Origin of the sequence: Cytobacillus praedii (assembly GCF_001439605.1) — a bacterium.
Taxonomy (GTDB): Bacteria; Bacillota; Bacilli; order Bacillales; family Cytobacillaceae; genus Cytobacillus; species Cytobacillus praedii.
This window is the reverse complement of sequence record NZ_LMBX01000006.1, coordinates 35950-55051: the sequence shown is the minus strand read 5'-3', so window position 1 is coordinate 55051 and position 19102 is coordinate 35950. Positions and strand designations below refer to the sequence as shown.

General features: G+C 36.5%; 20 protein-coding genes. 5 read left to right on the top strand and 15 right to left on the bottom strand.

From position 1 onward, the window contains the following. Positions 1-51 precede the first annotated feature (51 nt). Positions 52-411 (top strand): hypothetical protein, encoded by a 360-nt coding sequence (locus ASU02_RS08375; protein ID WP_057762949.1) that lies wholly within the window; start codon positions 52-54, stop codon positions 409-411. A gap of 23 nt (positions 412-434) precedes the next feature. On the opposite strand, the gene ASU02_RS08370 is transcribed toward ASU02_RS08375, so the two are convergent. The 4 genes from ASU02_RS08370 to ASU02_RS08355 form a co-directional block, all read right to left on the bottom strand. Beyond that, complete coding sequence (locus ASU02_RS08370; RefSeq protein ID WP_057762948.1) at positions 435-1355, bottom strand: DUF1002 domain-containing protein; 921 nt, start codon at positions 1353-1355, stop codon at positions 435-437. A gap of 14 nt (positions 1356-1369) precedes the next feature. Next, the gene (locus tag ASU02_RS08365; protein WP_057762946.1) at positions 1370-1948 is read right to left on the bottom strand and encodes a hypothetical protein; all 579 of its coding nucleotides are present in this window, start codon (positions 1946-1948) and stop codon (positions 1370-1372) included. A 12-nt stretch (positions 1949-1960) separates the two neighbouring features. Next, positions 1961-3319 (bottom strand): DEAD/DEAH box helicase, encoded by a 1359-nt coding sequence (locus tag ASU02_RS08360; protein ID WP_057762944.1) that lies wholly within the window; start codon positions 3317-3319, stop codon positions 1961-1963. Between the two features lie 301 nt (positions 3320-3620). After that, a complete protein-coding gene (locus ASU02_RS08355) occupies positions 3621-4271 on the bottom strand; it encodes a spore coat protein (RefSeq protein WP_057762942.1) in 651 nt (216 codons plus the stop codon). Between the two features lie 156 nt (positions 4272-4427). Between ASU02_RS08355 and ASU02_RS08350 the strand changes: the two genes are divergently transcribed. Further along, a complete protein-coding gene (locus ASU02_RS08350) occupies positions 4428-5561 on the top strand; it encodes a zinc-dependent alcohol dehydrogenase (RefSeq protein WP_057762940.1) in 1134 nt (377 codons plus the stop codon). Positions 5562-5695: 134 nt separating this feature from the next. Here ASU02_RS08350 and ASU02_RS08345 read toward each other — a convergent pair whose 3' ends face one another. After that, positions 5696-8263, bottom strand: a complete 2568-nt coding sequence (locus ASU02_RS08345) for a helicase-related protein (RefSeq protein ID WP_057762938.1) — start codon at positions 8261-8263, stop codon at positions 5696-5698. A gap of 214 nt (positions 8264-8477) precedes the next feature. Between ASU02_RS08345 and ASU02_RS08340 the strand changes: the two genes are divergently transcribed. Further along, positions 8478-9008, top strand: a complete 531-nt coding sequence (locus ASU02_RS08340; RefSeq protein WP_057762937.1) for a YceI family protein — start codon at positions 8478-8480, stop codon at positions 9006-9008. A gap of 239 nt (positions 9009-9247) precedes the next feature. Here the strand turns inward: ASU02_RS08340 and dacB are convergent, their stop codons facing one another. Then, positions 9248-10726, bottom strand: coding sequence for a D-alanyl-D-alanine carboxypeptidase/D-alanyl-D-alanine endopeptidase (gene dacB, locus ASU02_RS08335; protein WP_057762935.1), 1479 nt, complete (start codon positions 10724-10726; stop codon positions 9248-9250). Between the two features lie 133 nt (positions 10727-10859). Between dacB and ASU02_RS08330 the strand changes: the two genes are divergently transcribed. Then, positions 10860-11117 (top strand): YpbS family protein, encoded by a 258-nt coding sequence (locus tag ASU02_RS08330; protein WP_057762933.1) that lies wholly within the window; start codon positions 10860-10862, stop codon positions 11115-11117. Between the two features lie 65 nt (positions 11118-11182). On the opposite strand, the gene ASU02_RS08325 is transcribed toward ASU02_RS08330, so the two are convergent. The 6 genes from ASU02_RS08325 to ASU02_RS08300 all read right to left on the bottom strand — a co-directional run bounded on the left by ASU02_RS08325 (position 11183) and on the right by ASU02_RS08300 (position 15643). Beyond that, positions 11183-11440: an MGMT family protein gene (locus ASU02_RS08325; protein ID WP_057763137.1), complete on the bottom strand. Its 258-nt coding sequence runs from the start codon at positions 11438-11440 to the stop codon at positions 11183-11185. A 29-nt stretch (positions 11441-11469) separates the two neighbouring features. Next, the gene (mug, locus tag ASU02_RS08320) at positions 11470-12051 is read right to left on the bottom strand and encodes a G/U mismatch-specific DNA glycosylase (RefSeq protein WP_082631740.1); all 582 of its coding nucleotides are present in this window, start codon (positions 12049-12051) and stop codon (positions 11470-11472) included. Between the two features lie 116 nt (positions 12052-12167). Further along, positions 12168-12359 (bottom strand): YbxH family protein, encoded by a 192-nt coding sequence (locus tag ASU02_RS08315; protein WP_057762931.1) that lies wholly within the window; start codon positions 12357-12359, stop codon positions 12168-12170. A 98-nt stretch (positions 12360-12457) separates the two neighbouring features. Further along, on the bottom strand, positions 12458-12895 hold the full coding sequence (locus ASU02_RS08310) for a peptidylprolyl isomerase (RefSeq protein ID WP_057762929.1): 438 nt from the start codon (positions 12893-12895) through the stop codon (positions 12458-12460). Between the two features lie 305 nt (positions 12896-13200). Next, positions 13201-13395 carry a hypothetical protein gene (locus tag ASU02_RS08305; RefSeq protein WP_057762927.1) on the bottom strand — a complete coding sequence of 65 codons (195 nt, stop codon included), beginning with the start codon at positions 13393-13395 and terminating at the stop codon, positions 13201-13203. 178 nt (positions 13396-13573) lie between these two features. Further along, positions 13574-15643 carry a transglycosylase domain-containing protein gene (locus tag ASU02_RS08300; protein WP_057762925.1) on the bottom strand — a complete coding sequence of 690 codons (2070 nt, stop codon included), beginning with the start codon at positions 15641-15643 and terminating at the stop codon, positions 13574-13576. A 304-nt stretch (positions 15644-15947) separates the two neighbouring features. On the opposite strand from ASU02_RS08300, the gene ASU02_RS26930 reads away from it, so the two are divergent. Continuing rightward, positions 15948-16121, top strand: a complete 174-nt coding sequence (locus tag ASU02_RS26930) for a hypothetical protein (RefSeq protein WP_165571556.1) — start codon at positions 15948-15950, stop codon at positions 16119-16121. 14 nt (positions 16122-16135) lie between these two features. On the opposite strand, the gene ASU02_RS08290 is transcribed toward ASU02_RS26930, so the two are convergent. From ASU02_RS08290 to ASU02_RS08280, 3 genes are all read right to left on the bottom strand, one after another. Continuing rightward, complete coding sequence (locus ASU02_RS08290; protein ID WP_057762921.1) at positions 16136-17398, bottom strand: glycosyl hydrolase family 18 protein; 1263 nt, start codon at positions 17396-17398, stop codon at positions 16136-16138. Positions 17399-17532: 134 nt separating this feature from the next. Beyond that, positions 17533-18111 (bottom strand): TerD family protein, encoded by a 579-nt coding sequence (locus ASU02_RS08285; RefSeq protein ID WP_057762919.1) that lies wholly within the window; start codon positions 18109-18111, stop codon positions 17533-17535. Positions 18112-18198: 87 nt separating this feature from the next. Then, positions 18199-18780: a TerD family protein gene (locus ASU02_RS08280; RefSeq protein WP_057762917.1), complete on the bottom strand. Its 582-nt coding sequence runs from the start codon at positions 18778-18780 to the stop codon at positions 18199-18201. Positions 18781-19102 lie beyond the last annotated feature (322 nt).

Below are 19102 nucleotides of genomic sequence, written 5' to 3'. Positions count from 1 at the left end.
ATAAGTGTCATGTTTTGAAAGAATATATTAAGAAAAAGCGAGGAGTTTTTTATGAAAAATCGAATGGATAGTATGATTCATAAAGCAAAAGTCACTTTCAATAAAGCGAATGCAAAAATGAAAGAAAAAATTTTTGCTTTTACAGGAACTTCATCTGCCTCGGTAAAAGAAATAGCAGATTTTATTAAAAATCATCCTGATATAAAAGTGATAAAAAAGGATTTCCTAGGCTTGCAGTTTAGTTTTTATGAAATGGAACTGGATGGAATGTATTATTATTTAGAAATGAAAAATTCATCAATATTACAAGTGGATGTACAGGCCTTGAATGAAAGGATAATTGCTTATCGTTCCTACCGGGATAAATATTCCTTACATACACCGGTTAAGTTTACACAGCTAGAAAAATAAAAAGCAGGGGTCATTCCCTGCTTTTAAGAAAATAGATTTTTAATCCCATCAATAAAATTTTTAAAGAAGTCACCAATCGCTTGCAGAAAGCCTTTATCTCCAACTGCTTCCTCAATGCGGCTTTGAATGTCTTTTGATAAATCTTCTAGCTGCGATTTTACATTGTCAAAGTTAATATTAAGGCTACGCATTTTTTCAAATAGATCGATGAGGAGCTGGCGGTCCTCAGGACTTAATTGGATTTCGAGCGTCTTTAATTGCTCATTGATTATCTTCTCAATATCCTCTTTTGTAGCAGGGTTTTGCGCCGCAATTTCTTTCTTAATTTCAGTTAAGAGCTCGGAAATTTTGTCTTTATCGAGTCCTTCCTGCTTTGCCAATTTAGAGGCTAGGCTTAATTCTTCATTGGCTACTTCCGTATGTTCTGTATTTAATTCAGTTCCTTCTCCCTCGTCATATGCTTTATAGATTCCGACAAGAGCGGAATGACCGCTAACCTTAACCACGGAAGCAACATCGACGACCGCATCTTGAATGCCTGCCGTTAAAAGGGCATTTGCATACATTTCATCTGAAACTTCAGTAATATTTTCGGGTGTTACTTGATTAATATAGAGACCAGAACCTGAATCCTTTAGCGTAATTTTGGCAGAGGAATACATATTAGAATGTTTGTTTCCTTTAATATAGCGTTCTAGATCTTCGCCAGTGACTGTTATTTCCTTTACCATTTTTGGATCTTTCACACCTAATAATTTACGGACCTCTTCCTTTTGTGCTGGACTTAAGGCTGAGCCATATACTACAACTGGCAGACCGAACTTTTCGTTAATACTATCTTCGTTATTACTATCTCCATTGGAGGCAAATGCACTTGTTGAAATCGTCATTGTCAAAAGAAATAAAAGAGCGATGACAATCCATTTTTTTGAATGTTTGAACATGTTAAACAACTCCCTTATTTATTTTCTTCTACCGTTTCAGCTAATTTGAAAAGGAAACGGTATATAAGAACAAGAACTTCGCCAATTGTTAGGTCTTCGTTGAATCCCTCAAGATTATTCAAGGCAAAGTTAAAATCCCATAATCCATCAGTCTGGTTAAATAGTAAACTAACTTTTATTTCTCCAATTAATTCTATTTCTAAGAACGCTTTAATAACTTTTTCATATTTTTTTTGAAGTTTTAAACCAAGCATGACTTCATATGTACGAAAGATATCATCTACTTCAAGACACATGGATTCAGCATGAATCATTGGAAAAGAATCTGATTCTATATAGATAAATTCATTCAGGTGTTTCTTTAAATAAAGAATTGGCTGATTTAAGAAGAGTGCTGATTCTTCACCGAGAAACTCTTCTGTTTCTTTGTCACTGCGTTCAATGTATGCATTGCTGAAACGGGAAACGGGATCCATTTCCTTTATCACACTTGATTCATCGATAATCTGATGCTTTCTTGCATATTCGATTTCTTCTTTAAATGATGCTGTTTTTTCTTCGGAAAAATAATTTTTAATTTTTGTCTGTAACATGTTTACACCTCTTTATCGTGTTCTTCTATTTTTGCTTCTGTTTGCTCTTCCATTTCCCTTTGAAGGGCTATTCAAACTAATGGAACTGGAAGATGCCTTCTGTTTTCTAGTGGTTTTGCGTTCCGCTTTCTGATTGCTATTATTTTTTTGTGGTTTATGCGTTTTTCGAGATTGGTGTGATTTGTCTGTTTTAGAATCATGGCTATTTGTTGTTGAGCGCGCACCCTTATTTTTATCATTATCTCGTTTTTTCTCAATTTTTCCAGTCGTTTGCTTTTGAATCGTAATATCAAGCTCTTTTTCAATAAGATCAAGTGTCGGACGATCAGCAGATGAATACAAAGTAATAGCAAGTCCCTTCATACCCGCTCTTCCCGTTCTGCCTATCCTGTGCACATAGCTTTCAGCGTCCTGAGGAATATCATAATTAAACACATGTGTGACCCCGTCAATATCTAGACCTCTTGCAGCAATATCAGTTGCTATAAGTAATTGAAATTCTGCATCACGAAAACGCTTCATTACCAGTTCTCTCTTTGCTTGTGAAAGGTCGCCGTGTAATTCATCGCATGTAAACCCGTTTATTTTTAGTACGTCATATAACTTTGAAACTCTGCGTTTTGTCCGGCAAAAAATAACTGCTAGAAATGGACGGTGGGTTTCAATTAAATGAATAAGCGTTCCTTGCTTAGCACGGTCAATTGTATGAATGGCAACCTGTTTCACGTTGACTGCTGGTCCCTGGGTTTTTTCAATTTGAAGATATTCGGGCTCATTCATATGCTTCTTGGCTAATTTTTTGATCTCAGCTGGGATAGTAGCTGAAAATAACAGCGTTTGTCTAGAATTTGGCGTTTGCTTAATAATTTCTTCCACTTCAACTAAAAAACCAATATGAAGCATTTGATCGGCTTCATCTAATACAAGAAAGGAAGCCTTATCCAATTGGATCGTTTCTCTTCTAATATGGTCTAATAAACGGCCAGGTGTACCAACTACAATCTGAATGTTGTTCTTTAATTTATTTAATTGCTTGTCTACATCTTTGCCGCCATATACTGCTAAAACGTTTATTCCATCCATATGTTTAATGAGCTTTTCAATTTCGTCAGTAATTTGTATGGCGAGTTCTCGGGTAGGCGTGACGATTAAAGCTTGTATGTACTCGGTATCTCTATTCACTTTTTCTAAAATAGGTAAAACAAATGCAAGTGTTTTACCTGTTCCAGTTTGGGATTGTGCAATGAGATCTTTTCCATTCAAAATAGCTGGAATCGCCTTACCTTGAATGGGAGTCGGTTTAACAATACTTCCTTTCTGTAACGCATTTGAAACACTCGAAGATATTCCTAATGGTAAAAAATCAGGCAAAAAGACCCCTACTTTCCATCATTCCTATTTTATTATTTTGCTTGTTTTCCTTTAAAATAGCAAATTTTTTCACAGAATAACGGGTTGCAGCCTCCTCACTACAAGAAGTTTAAGGAATAAAATAGTCTAAGTTGGGGTCTAACAGCTTGGAGATACCGGATGACGGACAGGATATCCTGGTTAGGTTAAAGCTAAAGAATACATGGCGTTTCTAATCCCAGGAATGACAGTGCCTTTCTGATTGAAAATGGATGTTTATTCATGTATAAAGGCGATCCCGTTGATTGGAATCGCCAATTAATTAATGTGCAGTATTAGGATTTTGCATTTGCCCATTCATTGTTGCTGGAGCAAAGGAATTGACTAACTGCTCCATATCCTGTTCTGAAAGCTGTGGTACTTGATAATAATGATGTTTGTTTTGATAAACGGCCAATTCATAAGCCATTTCAATACAATTTGGAATGGAGTCGGCAATGACTCTTCGTACGACAGGATTGGTAATCTCTAGAGCTGCCATAGCTTTTGAGCCAGCACCTGCTTTTAGAGAACCAAGCATATAACTGGAAATACATTCATCAGTCAACTCTGAAGCAGATTGTAATGGTTTTTTCGGCTGGGACGGCTTTAATCCATATATGAAATCATTTCCTTGCGTCATATTGTAAGGCTGCATTCGAGTCGAGGGATCTTGTCCGGTTTTAAAACAATCTACAGTCGTATTATACTCTGTTTTCATATATTGAGTTTGTCGATCAAGTATATTTAATAGTTCTGTGTCCTTTACTTGAGGACGCAGCAACGTATACAAATCTAATGTTCCGATTGTTCCCGATAATACTTCATGAACATCAAATACTTCATGCCCGCCATGATTTAATTGTTGATTAACGAAACCTGTATGCATGTTTTGGTGCATCTGGCCCTGACCTTGCTGGTTTTGAAATTGCATATGACTCCTCCTCATAATAAAAATCATTGTTATTTTGCAACCGGATGAAATTATTATTCATTACAGTAGTACCAATTTTTTGGGGAGTAAGCCGGTGTTACAGGAGAATACTAAATTAAAGGTAGCAGTAATAAATACTGACTGGAGTGTTTAGAAATGAAAGCTGTCACATATCATGGACCGAAGAATGTATTAATTGATAATGTGGAAGACCCTACCATAGAGAAGAATGATGATATTATCGTTAAAATTACCTCAACCGCTATTTGCGGATCAGATTTACATTTATATCAAGGAAATATGCCTTTGCCTCCTGGTTATGTCATCGGTCATGAACCTATGGGAATTGTTGAAGAAGTTGGATCAGAAGTGACAAAGGTAAAAAAAGGGGATCGAGTAGTTATCCCATTTAATATTGCCTGTGGTCATTGTGCATTCTGTGAACAGGATTTAACCAGCCAATGCGATAATTCAAACCCACACTATGATTCAGGAGGTTATTTTGGCTATTCAGAAAAATACGGAAACTATCCTGGAGGCCAGGCAGAGTACTTAAGAGTTCCGTTTGGAAATTTCACTCCATTTGTTATCCCTGAATCATGTGAATTAGAAGATGAGTCGCTTCTATTTTTATCTGATGTGCTACCGACAGCCTATTGGAGTGTCATCCATGCTGGTGTCAAGAAAGGTGATACAGTCATTATACTTGGCAGCGGTCCTGTGGGCTTAATGGCACAAAAATTTGCCAGGATGCAGGGGGCAAAACGTGTAATCGCTGTAGATTATTTAGATTATCGAATTAATCATGCAAAAAGAACGAATCATGTTGAGGTTTATGAGTTTACGAAATATCCTGATATGGGAGAGCATTTAAAAGAAATTACCCACGGTGGTGCGGATGTTGTTATTGATTGTGTTGGAATGGATGGGAAGAAATCTCCGATTGAATTTCTTGAACAAAAGCTAAAGCTTCAAGGCGGTACACTTGGTCCAATCCAAATTTCCACAAAGGCAATAAAAAAAGCAGGAACCGTTCAAATGACAGGCGTTTACGGAGGGAATTATAACCTATTTCCATTAGGGGCATTTTTCGCTAGAAATATTACCTTGAAAATGGGACAAGCTCCAGTGATCCCTTTTATGCCAAAGCTTTATGAAATGATAAAGGATAAAGAGTTTGATCCAACAGATATTATCACACATAAACTTCCCCTCGATAAAGCGAGTCATGGATACCAGATTTTTAATAACCATGAGGATGATTGTATAAAGGTAGTATTAAAACCGTGAGCGGCTGTTTTCTCTGAGTTAGTGTAAATCTAACGGCTGCGGCAGACACTTAGGCTAATTTTTAAAAAATAACACCAGCGGCAGCCAATCAACGTCAGATTGGCTGCCGCTGGTAAATTAATTATGGGTATTTGTTATTCCCCGTATCTTCTTCTTGACTGGTTCATATGGCATTCATCACAAATTTGAAATTCATGTTCCCATGGAAGTTTTCTTCCACATCGACGGCATTTCTTTGCCATATTTTTCACATCTGTCCTCAATCTTTCATGAACATGATCGCTAATTTCCTCCCTCAGCCTTTCCCAGTAAAGAGCTTCGGTTCGCTGATCCAAACGGTATAAAAACAGGAGATGGAGGCCAATTGCTTTATAGGATAGCTCTAATTCCTCAAGATTTCGTTTTTTAATCCTTGGCTCGGGAAGATCGGCATTATTTAAGATCGCATACATCGTTTGTTCCCATTGCCAGATTAAATCAGGTTCTTTTTTTGAAAAAGGAAGATGTAAAAATCCATAAAGATCCGTTATTGAGAGCCTTGCCTCGATTTCTGTTCCATGGATTCGATTATAAAGTTCCCTTTCTTCAGATAATGAAGCTTTCTTGGTTCCATTTGGACTGTCAAACTGCTCCCAAAGTTCAAAAAAGGTTCCAAGGTCACGGTAGTATTTCTGAAATCTTTCAAAAATAGCATTTGTCGGAGCAACAGAAAAGGTTTGAACAGGCTTATCCTCGGAGTCAAGAAGCCTTTTCATTGTTTTGATATCAGAAACAAATGAAACTTTTCCAACATTATAGATACCCTTTCGACCAGCTCTACCCGCAATTTGCTTCACCTCTTGTGATGTTAGCAGACGTCTCCTTGTCCCATCAAACTTCTCATTCTCAAGGAAAACAATTCGGCGAATGGGAAGGTTTAAGCCCATCCCGATGGCATCCGTAGAAACGATAATCGACGTTTCACCATTAATAAAACGTTGGACTTGCTTTTTTCTTGTTTCTGGAGGCATGCTTCCATAGATCATACTGACAGAATGCTTAGCATTTTCAAGTCTTGAGGCTGTTTCAAGGACGCGTTTTCTGGAAAAACAAATAAGTGCATCCCCTTTTTTCACTTGATTAATCTTGAATTCTTTCTTTTCGACTTCCAGGGGTATGTCACGAGTATATTCGTATATTTCAATTTCTGCATCTCCAAGGAGCTGAAGGATCATCTCTTTAGCACTCCAGCTGCCAATAATATGTACTTCCTTTGCATTAGCTTTCGTAATAGCTTTGTACCAAGAGAAGCCCCTGTCCTTGTCATTTAGCATTTGGGCTTCATCAATGACTATACAATCATAGAAATCTTTTTCATGGAACATTTCCACTGTACAGGAAATATGATTTGCTCCGGAAATTATTTTTTCCTCCTCCCCAGTTTTTAATGAACAAGGAGTCTCTTCTCCATTCAGCTTTTCATATACCTCAATTGCCAGCAGACGGAGTGGCGCCAGATACATACCGGTATTTGCGGCTTTCATTTTTTCTAATGCATGGTGCGTCTTCCCGGTATTTGTTTCCCCAATGTGCAAGGTGTAGCGTATATTTCGTTCCAAAGCAGGGCGATATTCCTGACCAAAGATATCATCTAGAATCCGTTTTTCCTCTTCCTTTTTACGCTCAATTTCTGCTTGCTCTTCTATCCACTTCCGTTCTCTATCTTCAAGTGCCTCTTCATATAACTTCTCATGTTCATTCAAATCAAAAGGGATAGTTGAAAGCATAAGCAAGTCAGAGACATATTCATCTTGAATGCTCTCAATCAGCTCATTTGCTAACGGTTCATATACGTATTCGAGTATATTTTCGATCATAGCTGCTGTAGTTGTTTCAGAAAAGGTATTTCTATACTCATTTGCAATCGAATCAGGCATTTGTTCTACAACTAATTTCGGGAGAATTTCTGCCAAGTATTCCGCATATAGTCTTTCGTACCGATCATAATAGGTTTCGTATTCAAAATAAGCTCGTCCGTGATGGCGAGTTTTATGAATTTCGCCAGTCAGCTCGTAAAAGAATGTTGAAATTGTAAGATATGAAGTCTCACTAAACGCACCAATTTCAACTAGTTTTTCTTCTAAAGCAAACGTGTCAACAGGAGCAAATTTTCGTTTATGTTTAAAATCAGATGCTAATTGTTCTGCAGTAAAATACCTAATATATAAATATAATGCCCCTTCATTGGCATCAATTATTTTTTCAATTGTTTGTTCCATTTCATCCTGCAGTCTTACCATTTCAATACGCAGCCTATCCTCCTCCTCTCTTTGGAGAAAATGAGCGCGTGCCTTATGATATTGATCAGACCATTGTTCAATTTGGTCGTTGAATTTTTCATTTACCCAATTGTATGTATCAAAAGTTTTGTATGTCCGTATTTCTGTTCGGAAAAGATGATTAATGATCTTTCTGCTTACATTTTCAGTTTCAAACCCTTTTTCCATCAAAAATGTTATTTTTTCTTGCTTAGGTACATTATTCGTTGCTTTATTCAGCCAGACATTTGTCCAAATTTGCTCAAGGTATTGTCCCCTGTCAGCAAGATAGTCTTCAAATGTTGGGATATTTTTTTTGCTGCCAAAATAATTATTCATATCCTCTATTATTTTATTTTTTGTCTGTTCAATTGCATTACGGTAAGTCATCTCCAGATGCGTCATTCTCTGAATCCCCTTCGATCGCTAATTATTACTCCTTATTGTATCACTAGCCAATCAGAAACATGAACGTTATAGACTTTTATGAAAAAATAAAATAATTTATTGACAAAGAGCTTATACCTTTCTTATAATTTATCTAGAATTAAATTATCTTGAATTAAAATAAAATGAATTCAAATGAAATGAATTCAAATGAAATTGGAGGCGTAATAAAATGACAAACACAAAATGGGCAATTGATCCAGTACACAGCAGCGTAGATTTTTCAATTAAGCATATGATGATTGCAAACGTGAAAGGAACTTTTAATAATTTTGATGCGGTGATCGAAGCGAATCCCACAGATTTAACTTCAGCAAACATTGAATTTACTGTTGATCTAGCAAGCATTGATACACGAAATGAAGATCGTGACAACCATCTTCGATCAGCTGATTTCTTTGATGTGGAAAATCATCCATCTATGACTTTCAAGGCAACAAAAATTGAAAGCAATGGGGACAATGAGTATGATTTAACTGGAGATTTGACACTTCATGGTGTAACTAAATCTGAAACGTTTACTGTTACTTATGAAGGGTCAGGAAAAGATCCATGGGGAAATGAAAAAGCAGGATTTACAGTTGAAGGATCTGTTAAACGCAGTGACTACGGCTTAACTTGGAACTCTGCTCTTGAAACAGGCGGCGTTTTAGTTGGAGATAAAGTGAAAATTAGTTTAGATGTTCAGGCAGCAAAGGCTTAATAAGCAAATAAAAGAAGCGGCAAATGCTTAATGCGCCGCTTCTTTTTATTTAGCCTAACATCTAGAAAAGTGAAGAATTGTAAAGGTGTACCACGTAAAATAGTTATAGTCATCTAATTATCCAATAGTAGTTCGGTTACTAAAAACACATTTTGTGACGGTTCCCCATTGTTCGTATATGTTACAGCCAAAAAGCAACTTTGATTCGTAAATTTTCATTTAGTTTATTCTGGACTTATTTATTGCTCTGCAAAAATAACAGCTATTTTATCCTCAATCATTTTTCCTTTTGCATCATTCATTAGATTGTTTAGGATAATTGAAAATATAAGTCTTTCCCCGCTCATTGTTTCTACAAAACCGGATAATGAACTAACAGAAGCAATCGTCCCGGTTTTTGCTCTTACCTGCCATTGAGCAGGAGAGTTCAGCATTCTATTTCTTAGAGTTCCCCCGATCATTCTTTCAGGTGATCCGCTAACTGGAAGAGAATAAAGAAAGTGATCAAACCACGCTTCCTTCTGAACAGAAAAAAGAAGGCTAGTAATTTCATTTGGTGGAACTAAGTTTATGTGGGAGATGCCTGAACCATCTCTTAATTCAATAGTATCGGTATTAACGCCCAGTTTGGTTAATTCAGATGTTAAAACTTCCAGTCCTTTATCCCAGCTTCCCTCACCCTTTACCACTTTTCCCATTTCCTTAACTAAGATTTCACCAATTGTATTATTGCTTAATTTCATAAAAGGCAGCAGCAGTTCAGATAATGGCTGGGATTGATACTTTTTCAACACTTGAGCATTCATAGGTGTTGATGCTATCTTTACGCTTCCTTCTATATGAATCCCACACTCTTCTAATGATTGCTTGAATAAATCAAGTGCATAGGGAGTAGGCTCCCAGACAGCAACCCATTCTTTTTTGCTTTTCACATTTTTCGGAATCGTGCCTTCAACGATAATTGTATTTTTTCCATGTACACGTTTAATTGTGATTTTGTTCTCCCCATCTTCTTCCACTGTAGAGGCTTGATTGTTAATTTCTACATACTTAGTTCTCGGATGAAGAACAATAGATGGTTTTTTTCCTATATTTGCACCGGGCTTTACTTCAACAATCATTGTACCCGCATCGTAATCCTCGTCAGGTGAGGCAGTTAATGCTGAAATTTGAGCTCCATAATAATAGGTTTCGTCACTCCAATTCATATCTCTTGAATGGCGTATATCATCATACCATGTGTCATCTCCAATGAGATTGCCTTTTATTCTATTGATCCCTAAAGTTTTTAGATCCATTGCCATTTGGTCAAAATCTGCCTTTAATAATGTAGGATCGCCTTTTCCTTTTACATATAGGTTCCCGTCAAGTAATTTCTTTTTAACCTCTCCATCAGTTAGTACTTCAGTCGAAAAAGTATAATCTGCTCCTAATACAGATAAAGCAGCGGCTGCGGTGAAAAGCTTTAAATTTGAAGCAGGTTTTAAACGTGTGTCACCCATTCGCGAATATAGAATTTCACCAGTTGCCGCATTTCGTATGCTAATGCCGGATAATGCCCCTTTTAAGTCAGATTCAGAATCAATGAGCTTATTTAGTTGCTGTTCTAGTCCAATGCCTTCTCTGGTTGCTTGTACATGAGGTCGTTTAGAATGAATAAGAGAACAAATAGCCAAGATGAATAGGGTACTTATAGAAAGAATAAGCATTTTTCTCAATTTAACCAGCCCTTTAAATGAAATAAGTAATTATTCAGTATAGCCAAAAGGATGGTAAAAAAACCATTTCGAGCTTAACGATAATAAAATTAATTGGTATGATAATTTATATTTGTAATTGAGGGGTGAAAAAATGAGTGTACATAAAGCAATATCCGCGCACGTAAATAATCAAAATAAAATGATTACTGCCTTTTTGGAGTTAGATCAAAAACGAGAGGCTTATATTGAAGAAGCCATTACAAATTGTAAACAAGGCATAGCATTTTCAACGGATAAAATTAATAAAGTAACATCCCTGATGAATGAGATTTCTAAGCAAGGAGTCGTTCCCGTCAGGAAATACGTAACTTCTGATATGGTAGAGGAATATGTAAATAGAATATCGTAAACTTTAATGTAAAATAACCTGAAATGTATCTAATAAAAAGTACATTTCAGGTTATAAAATGAGTGTTATTCTTCTAGTTCAGGAGAAAATTGAAATTTTGATAGGTCTATTCTTCCGTTATTGAAAAATTCCACTCCCTCACTTTCAAGAGAAAGTCTTTGAATAGAATAATGTTCGTCATCCTTTAAACCAATTTCACCTTTACTATTGACCACTCGATGCCAAGGCAATCGATGTTTTTTGCTCATAGAATGAAGAATTCTGACTACCTGCCTGGCTCCTCTCGAGCTGCCGGCTAATTTGGCAATCTGTCCGTAAGTCATTACCCTTCCTTTAGGAATATTTTTAATGATTATGACTGCCTTTTCCGTAAAAGTTTCCAAATGTCTGGCTCCTCTTCCCAGTTCGTTTCGTTTTCCACATTTTTTAATTCGCCTAATAACTGAGGAATTTTTATATATATAGCTACAACATCATTCATTTTCATTCGTACTAGTCCACTTGATGAAGGTGCCACAAAATCAATGGTACCTGGAATCACTGATTGCTCCTGTTTTCCCCATGGGAGTGTTTTCTTCCCACTAAATTCCTGATATACCCCTTTTCCTACATAGCAAACAATTTTCGGTTTAAGAAGGCTGATTTTCTTTATCAGCTCTTCTCTGCCCTTTTGATATTCTTCCTTCGTAATTTCATCAGCCGCCTTTGTAGGTCTAGAAACAATATTCGTTAATCCATATCCTAGGTCTAATAATTTATAATCTTCTTCTGCTGCTAATTTATTTTCTGTAAGACCTGATTCATGGAGAATCTTCCAAAAGCGATTATTTGGATTTGCAAAATGATGACCCGTTTCTGCAGACCGAATGCTCGGATTAAAGCCAACAAATAAAAGGTCAAGGTTTTCCTTTAAATGATCCTTAATGGGGTTCAATAAAGACACCTCTTCTTTTCCTATTCTTATTATGGAGAATACAAAAAAAGCATGAACATGTCTAGTCATTTAATGAAAAAGAGCCTATAAGAATAGGCTCTTTAAAGCTTTCGAATTTATATCCCGTGTTGAAAGCAATAATGATTGACAAGTTCTTCGATTTGATTATGCTCAGGAAATTCACCAGTAAAATCAAAATGAACCTCTTCAATGAATTTGCCATTTTTGGTTACATGTATGGCCCCATTCTTTTCTATAACACTGAACTCTGTCTCAAAACGATACCCATTTCTTTCGATAGCTCCCATAAGTACGACTCCTTTTTTTATTTAGTATGGGATCTATTCGTTGAAAAAACACGTGAAAAGAAAAAGAGCCAAAAAAGTTGGCTCTTTTTCTTTTCCTATTATGCTTCTGTAACTTCGACCTTCTCCATTACGACTCCGTTAGTCATAGCTTTTACAATATCGATTCCAGAAGTAACTTTTCCAAACACTGTATGAACGCCATTTAAATGTGGCTGAGGCTCATGCACGATAAAGAATTGGCTTCCGCCAGTATTTCTTCCAGCATGTGCCATTGATAATGATCCTACTTCATGCTTATGTGGGTTTCCTTCTGTTTCACAATTAATTGTGTAGCCAGGTCCACCTGTACCTGTTCCATCTGGGCAGCCTCCTTGGCTAACAAAACCAGGAATTACACGGTGAAAAGTAAGTCCATTATAGAAGCCTTCATTCGCTAACTTTTCAAAGTTGGCTACAGTTCCTGGAGCTACGTCCGGGTATAGTTCAAATTCAATTTTTTCTCCGCCTTGCATAAGTATGTATCCTTTTTTTGCCATGAGTAATCATCTCCTACTATTAAGTTCAGCCTTAATAATAACATTATTTACCCTTCAATTAAAAGTAATAGCATCAGAATTTGAATTAACTGAATAACTCCATAAAAAAAAGTAAGATAAATACGATTAAACAGTAAAATGATACATGCAAAAATAAAGTTGTCAATCCAAACTTCAAATGATCTAAATTCTTTGTTTCTCTATTTGTTTTTGTTCGCATTATATCACCATCCTAAATTGAATAGTATATAATTCTAACTATTTTGACAATGATGTTTTTTAAATATGCAATCAAATGCTGAAATTTAAAATTTCTTATTTGCATTCTGCTGTTTTTTCATCACTTCGTAAGATTTTTCAATAATATCAGTCAGCACATCACCTTTATAAATCCTGCCAAGCTTGGTATTTTGCTGATAATATTCGACAATTTCATCAAGCATTTTAGACGTTTCATTTGCAATACGTACATTTAATTGAATACGTTTAGCTTCACTCATAACTATGAAAAACCCTCCTGTATAAGCAATCTATCATAATGATATTATTTTGCTAGCACTTTGATAGTTCGAAAATAGCGATTGCTTTCAACTCGCTAGCGTACTAAACCTATTATAACACTTTAGTAAAATAAAAGGAGAATAGTGTCCTTTTTTAAGGACTGCTATTCTCCTTTTTTTAATTATTAAAAGTATTGTTCCATTTATCTTTAAGGAAATCGCCAAATTGGTCGAGCTCATCCACTACATCCATTAGCTTTTCCTTCCATTTTGGCAGCTCTTCTTTAATTTTTTCTGCAGATTCCTTAATCGTTTGCTGGACTTCCTTTTGTTCTTCCTGTTGAGCTAGTTTCTCATTTACAGATTTTGTTGAGAAGTTCTCTTTCTCGATATATGGAAGCGAGTTCTCGATGATTTCTCTAAATAAAGGGACGACCGTTTTCGTCGTACTGCTAGATAAATAATGTTCACGATCTGTTTGATCATAACCTAGCCAAACCGCTCCAACGATATTTGGAGTATATCCAACAAACCATTGATCTTTTGTCCCATTTATATCCTTGTACGGAAGCTGAGTTGTTCCTGTTTTTCCGGCAATTTGAACGCCATTAATTTTCGTTGCTTCTCCTGTCCCTGATTCTACAACATTAAGAAGCATAGAGTTCATTTGCTTGGACACTGTTTTTGATGTGACTTTAACTGTTTTTTTCTTTCTTTCAGCAATGATATTGCCAGTCGGTCCAACAATTTTAGTGATTAGGTGAGCGTCATGACGCCTCCCTTCATTAGGGAAGGTAGAGTACGCTTCTGCCAGCTTCATTGGCGAAATTCCTTTATGCATTCCTCCTAAAGCAATTCCTAAATATTCATCTTCCTCTTCAAGTGGAATGCCAAAACGCTTTAATGCATCCAGTCCTTTATCCAGACCAATTTGATCAAGCAGCCATACAGCTGGGATGTTTAAGGAATCCTCAATAGCTTTATACATCGGAACATCTCCACCATATTGTTTTGATGAGTTCTCAGGTCTGTAGTCACCAAAGTTCATTGGCTCATCCTTTAAGATGGATGTTGCCTTGTAGCCTTCTTCTAGTGCTGGTGTGTATACTGCAAGAGGTTTCATTGTTGATCCTGGCTGAGCCTTAATATGGGTAGCTCTGTTAAAGCCGCGGAATACATAATCCCCTCTGCCGCCAACAAGCCCTCTTACTCCGCCTGACTGGGGATCTAATAATACAGCACCACTTTGAACGAGAACACCGCCTTTTCCTCTTGGGAATAGTGAATCCCTTTCATATACTTTTTCCAGATTGGATTGAAGATCCTGATCCATTTCTGTGTAAATTCGATACCCTCTTGTGAAAATTTCTTCTTGTGTTAGACCATATTGATTAATGGCTTCATCAAGGACGGCATCAACATAATAAGGATACTTTCTTTCAATGAAGCTGCCGTGCCCTTCCTCTAACTCAATTTTTTCAGAAATTGCTTTCTTATATTCGCTGTCATTAATCATTTTGTGTTCCTTCATTTTTCCTAAGACGACATTTCTGCGCTCGATTGCACGGTCATAATACTTAAAAGGATCCCTGCCGGAAGGTGATTGCAATAATCCTGCAAGTAATGCTGCTTCACTTACTGTTAAGTCTTTAGCATTTTTGTTGAAATATTTATTCGAAGCCTGACCAATGCCCCAAGCTCCACTTCCAAAATAAACTTGGTTCATATACATCTGCAATATTTCATCTTTTTTATAGTTCTTTTCTATTTCGACAGCTAGAAAGAGCTCCTCGATTTTACGTTTATAGGTTTTTTCAGAGGAGAGCAAAGCATTTTTAGTTAACTGCTGTGTGATTGTGCTCCCTCCGCCAGTGATTCTTCCAGCAAAGAGATTTTTAAAAAATGCTCTTGCAATCCCCTTTACATCGAAGCCATTATGTTCATAAAAACGTTCATCCTCAATAGCTACGATCGAGTTCTTAACATAATCTGGCAATTCCTCTATCGAAATGCCCTCTGACCGATTAGTGGCTAAATGGCTGGCCACTTCTTCATTTTTATCATAGATCACTGTAGATTGCTTTAGTCCTTCTTTTAATGTTTCTACATTCGCTGTAGCGGCTATAAAGGCAAAAAAGAGAATGGTTAATAATAATAGTGTAAGTAAAATGAGCAGCAATATTTTAGTTAGGTGCTTATTACGCCAAAACCGTCTAATTGCTTCCCAAATGGGTTGAATTTTTTTCATCGTATCTCCCTACTAATTCCTTTTCAAAGTTATATCTTTATAATAAACGAAAATGAGCTCAAAAGGTTTCATAAAGTATTCATTTGCAGTGTAAAGAAATGTCGTAACATGTTGGTTGATATTATTTATTCTATATGTTATATTAGATTTGCGATGAGCTAATTGCGTAAGACGATTGACAGTCCTTCAAAGGAAATGCACGATGTGGCGTGCAGTCATCGCCGCAATACGTAAAAAGACGCCTTATTGGCGTCTTTTTTTATACCCTTTCATCTTTGTAAATAAATTAGAAAGAAGGTATGACATGAAGCGTAATAATAAATTCGAAGCGGATGAAGTTGTTATTTTAATTTCAACAGGAGAAAAAGTTACGATAAATAAATCTAGTTATATTGCAAATATGAAAAGATATTCATACACCATTAAAGAAAATCCCAGTATGTTTTATTTTGAAGACGAATTAGAAACTATCGATTAAAAATAAACAACGTCCTAGGTAACTATATAGTTTTGATCCATAAAAAACCAGTTTTGTGGAAATTCAAGGCTTAATTGCCAATAGGTTGTTCCTAAAAGGCCATATTGATCGATAAGCTTATATTTTTCTTGAAAGCTTCGAATATCGTCGAACCAGACGATGTGTTCTTCCGCTCCAGTCCAATAAGTAAAAGATGGTGTTGCGGCTTGAGGATTATAATAAATGACTGCCCCAGTTGAAATCGATAAATTTTGCGCCCCTAGTAAGGAGTGTGCACTTGTTTTGTTATCGGACAGTCGCCAATCATAGCCATATAGAGGCAAGGCCATTTGCAGCTTTTGAGGATTAATTAATGCAGTAGCATAACGGATAACCTGTTCCATCCACCATAAAGGTGAAACGGGATTAGGCGGTCCTGTTGGATAGCCATAATCGATCGTCATGACTGCAACAATATCTGCTGCTCTCCCTATAGCTTCATAATCGTACGCGCCGATGATTCGATTTGTAGGAATATCTTCTGTTTTCGCATGGACATTTACATGGAGGATGAGAGAGCCTAACGCCCCTTTCAATTCTATAAGAAATAGGTTAAAATCGAGCCTTCTTTGCGGAGGAATAAATTCAAAATCTATGCTCACTCCTCCATACCCTTTCTGCAATATAAAACTCATTAAACTATTAATTAAATTTTGCCGATAGCGCGGGTTTTCAAGCACTCTGCCAATGAGTTCCGGACTAAATTCGTCATTAACGAAATTTCTAATCATTAGAAGAGGAATGACATTTAATCTTTTGCTTTCGGTAATGAGTTCTGAATCATCCAACAGGATATATGCGAACCCTTCATCTGTTAATGAATAGGAGACAATTGATAAATAGGTGAGATTATTAGCTATTTGATTTAGGACTGGCAGGAATGATTTCGGTGAATACGGAACAATAAAACCAAGCGTTTCCATAACTAATTTTAGCGGAGAAGGTATATTAAGTTTTTGTCCAATTCTTAACTGATATGGATTAATTCCAGGATTTGCCATAAGAATCAAATTAATTGTAGTTTGAAACTTGGCTGCTAACTGGCTAATTGTATCTCCTTGGGTGACAATCTGAGACCTTACAGGTAAACTGTTGTTTGGTATATAAAGAGCTAAACCAGGTATGATTGTTCCAGTTTGGTTTAACTGATTAGCTTCAAATATTGATGAGATGGGTACCTGATAGCTCTGTGCAATTGACCAAATGGAATCACCCGTTTTCACGACATGAACTGCCATGCTCTCACCCCTCTTTTTCCCCTCTTTTTAAAAGTTTATGGTTTATCCTCCTGCTAATAGTACAATTAAGAATGAAAAAAAGCCCTTTCAATAAATATTTGAAAAGGGCTTAGTAGTAACGAAGAAATTTGCAGCTATACTTGCAGACCATAATTTCGGCAAAGTGATGCAAGTCCGCCGGAAAAACCGCTGCCAATGGCATTGAACTTCCAATCACTGCCATGACGGTATAATTCACAGACAACAACTGCCGTTTCGATTGAGAAATCTTCCCCTAAATCAAAACGCAGCAATTCCTGGTTATTCGAATCATCGACTAAACGTACGAAAGCATTTGATACTTGTCCAAAGTTTTGCATCCGCTGGTCTGCATCGTGAATGGTCACAGTAATTCCAATACGATGAACATTTGCGGGGATTTTTGTGAAATCAACGACAAGTTGCTCGTCATCGCCGTCTCCTTCTCCTGTACGGTTATCACCCGTATGAATGACAGCACCACTTGGATGCTGCAGATTATTATAAAAGATAAAATCTAGATCGTTTTGACATTTATTATTCGCATCCACTAAAAAAGCGGAAGCGTCTAAATCAAAATCATGTCCGCCTTGATACTTGTTCGTATCCCAGCCAAGTCCGATAATTGCTTTTGTTAATCCAGGATTTGTTTTTGTTAGGTCAATTCGTTGTCCCTTTGATAATTGAATTCCCATCATAAACCCTCCCCTATAATATCTTTTTTAAAGAATGAGCCAGATAGAGTATAGTCTACCTGGCTTTTTCTATTTTTTGAAAAAAAATCATCCTACCTGCAAGCCGAAGTCAGTAGCAATGCGAGCTAAGCCGCCTTGGTAGCCTGACCCAACTGCTGAGAATTTCCATTCACCAGAATGACGGTATAATTCACCAACAATAACTGCAGTCTCAATAGAGAAATCTTCTCCAAGATCGTAGCGAATTACTTCCTCGTTAGTTTCTTCATTTACAATACGAACAAAGGCATTTGATACTTGACCGAAGTTTTGCCCACGGTTCTCTGCATCGTGAATGGTAATAACGAAAGAAATTTTTTCAATGGCAGCTGGAACAGCACTTAAATTCACTTTAACTTGCTCATCATCACCGTCCCCTTCACCCGTACGATTATCACCAGTATGTACAACAGAACCATTGCCGCCTTCAAGCTGGTTATAGAAAATGAAATCTTTATCGGAAGCGCATTTGCCTGAAGAATCTAGTAAGAAAATACTTGCGTCTAGATCGAAGTCTTGGCCTCCATCATATTTATTTGTATCCCACCCAAGACCAACAATTACTTTTGATAACCCTGGATTCGTTTTTGTTAAATCAACTTTTTGTCCCTTAGATAGTGAAATAGCCATAATCGTTTTCATCCTCCCAAATAAGTAATTTACAAAAAAAGCGGAATTGAAAAGATATCTTTTCATTTACTAGTGTAACCGTTTTATCCTATTTACGTAAAACATTTACACCTATATGCCCTTTTTTATAAATCTATTCTACTAAAGTTAGACTTTACTGGCTACAATATTATATCAAAAATTTTCCATTGCCGTAAAAATGATGGAATTTACTATTGTTGAATCAAATTGAGCGCCCAATCTTGCAACCATTTCTTGTCTGCATACATAACATAACATAAAAAAAGAACTGCTTAATGCGGTATGAATAGGAAGGAGTGAA

What these genes read in the sequence shown, in the direction of transcription:
- ASU02_RS08375 (WP_057762949.1), top strand. Translation starts at nt 52, where the DNA reads ATGAAAAATCGAATGGATAGTATGATTCATAAAGCAAAAGTCACTTTC.
- ASU02_RS08370 (WP_057762948.1), bottom strand. Translation starts at nt 1,355, where the DNA reads ATGTTCAAACATTCAAAAAAATGGATTGTCATCGCTCTTTTATTTCTT.
- ASU02_RS08365 (WP_057762946.1), bottom strand. Translation starts at nt 1,948, where the DNA reads ATGTTACAGACAAAAATTAAAAATTATTTTTCCGAAGAAAAAACAGCA.
- ASU02_RS08355 (WP_057762942.1), bottom strand. Translation starts at nt 4,271, where the DNA reads ATGCAATTTCAAAACCAGCAAGGTCAGGGCCAGATGCACCAAAACATG.
- ASU02_RS08350 (WP_057762940.1), top strand. Translation starts at nt 4,428, where the DNA reads ATGAAAGCTGTCACATATCATGGACCGAAGAATGTATTAATTGATAAT.
- ASU02_RS08345 (WP_057762938.1), bottom strand. Translation starts at nt 8,263, where the DNA reads ATGACGCATCTGGAGATGACTTACCGTAATGCAATTGAACAGACAAAA.
- ASU02_RS08340 (WP_057762937.1), top strand. Translation starts at nt 8,478, where the DNA reads ATGACAAACACAAAATGGGCAATTGATCCAGTACACAGCAGCGTAGAT.
- ASU02_RS08330 (WP_057762933.1), top strand. Translation starts at nt 10,860, where the DNA reads ATGAGTGTACATAAAGCAATATCCGCGCACGTAAATAATCAAAATAAA.
- ASU02_RS08325 (WP_057763137.1), bottom strand. Translation starts at nt 11,440, where the DNA reads ATGACTTACGGACAGATTGCCAAATTAGCCGGCAGCTCGAGAGGAGCC.
- ASU02_RS08315 (WP_057762931.1), bottom strand. Translation starts at nt 12,359, where the DNA reads ATGGGAGCTATCGAAAGAAATGGGTATCGTTTTGAGACAGAGTTCAGT.
- ASU02_RS08310 (WP_057762929.1), bottom strand. Translation starts at nt 12,895, where the DNA reads ATGGCAAAAAAAGGATACATACTTATGCAAGGCGGAGAAAAAATTGAA.
- ASU02_RS08305 (WP_057762927.1), bottom strand. Translation starts at nt 13,395, where the DNA reads ATGAGTGAAGCTAAACGTATTCAATTAAATGTACGTATTGCAAATGAA.
- ASU02_RS08300 (WP_057762925.1), bottom strand. Translation starts at nt 15,643, where the DNA reads ATGAAAAAAATTCAACCCATTTGGGAAGCAATTAGACGGTTTTGGCGT.
- ASU02_RS26930 (WP_165571556.1), top strand. Translation starts at nt 15,948, where the DNA reads ATGAAGCGTAATAATAAATTCGAAGCGGATGAAGTTGTTATTTTAATT.
- ASU02_RS08290 (WP_057762921.1), bottom strand. Translation starts at nt 17,398, where the DNA reads ATGGCAGTTCATGTCGTGAAAACGGGTGATTCCATTTGGTCAATTGCA.
- ASU02_RS08285 (WP_057762919.1), bottom strand. Translation starts at nt 18,111, where the DNA reads ATGGGAATTCAATTATCAAAGGGACAACGAATTGACCTAACAAAAACA.
- ASU02_RS08280 (WP_057762917.1), bottom strand. Translation starts at nt 18,780, where the DNA reads ATGGCTATTTCACTATCTAAGGGACAAAAAGTTGATTTAACAAAAACG.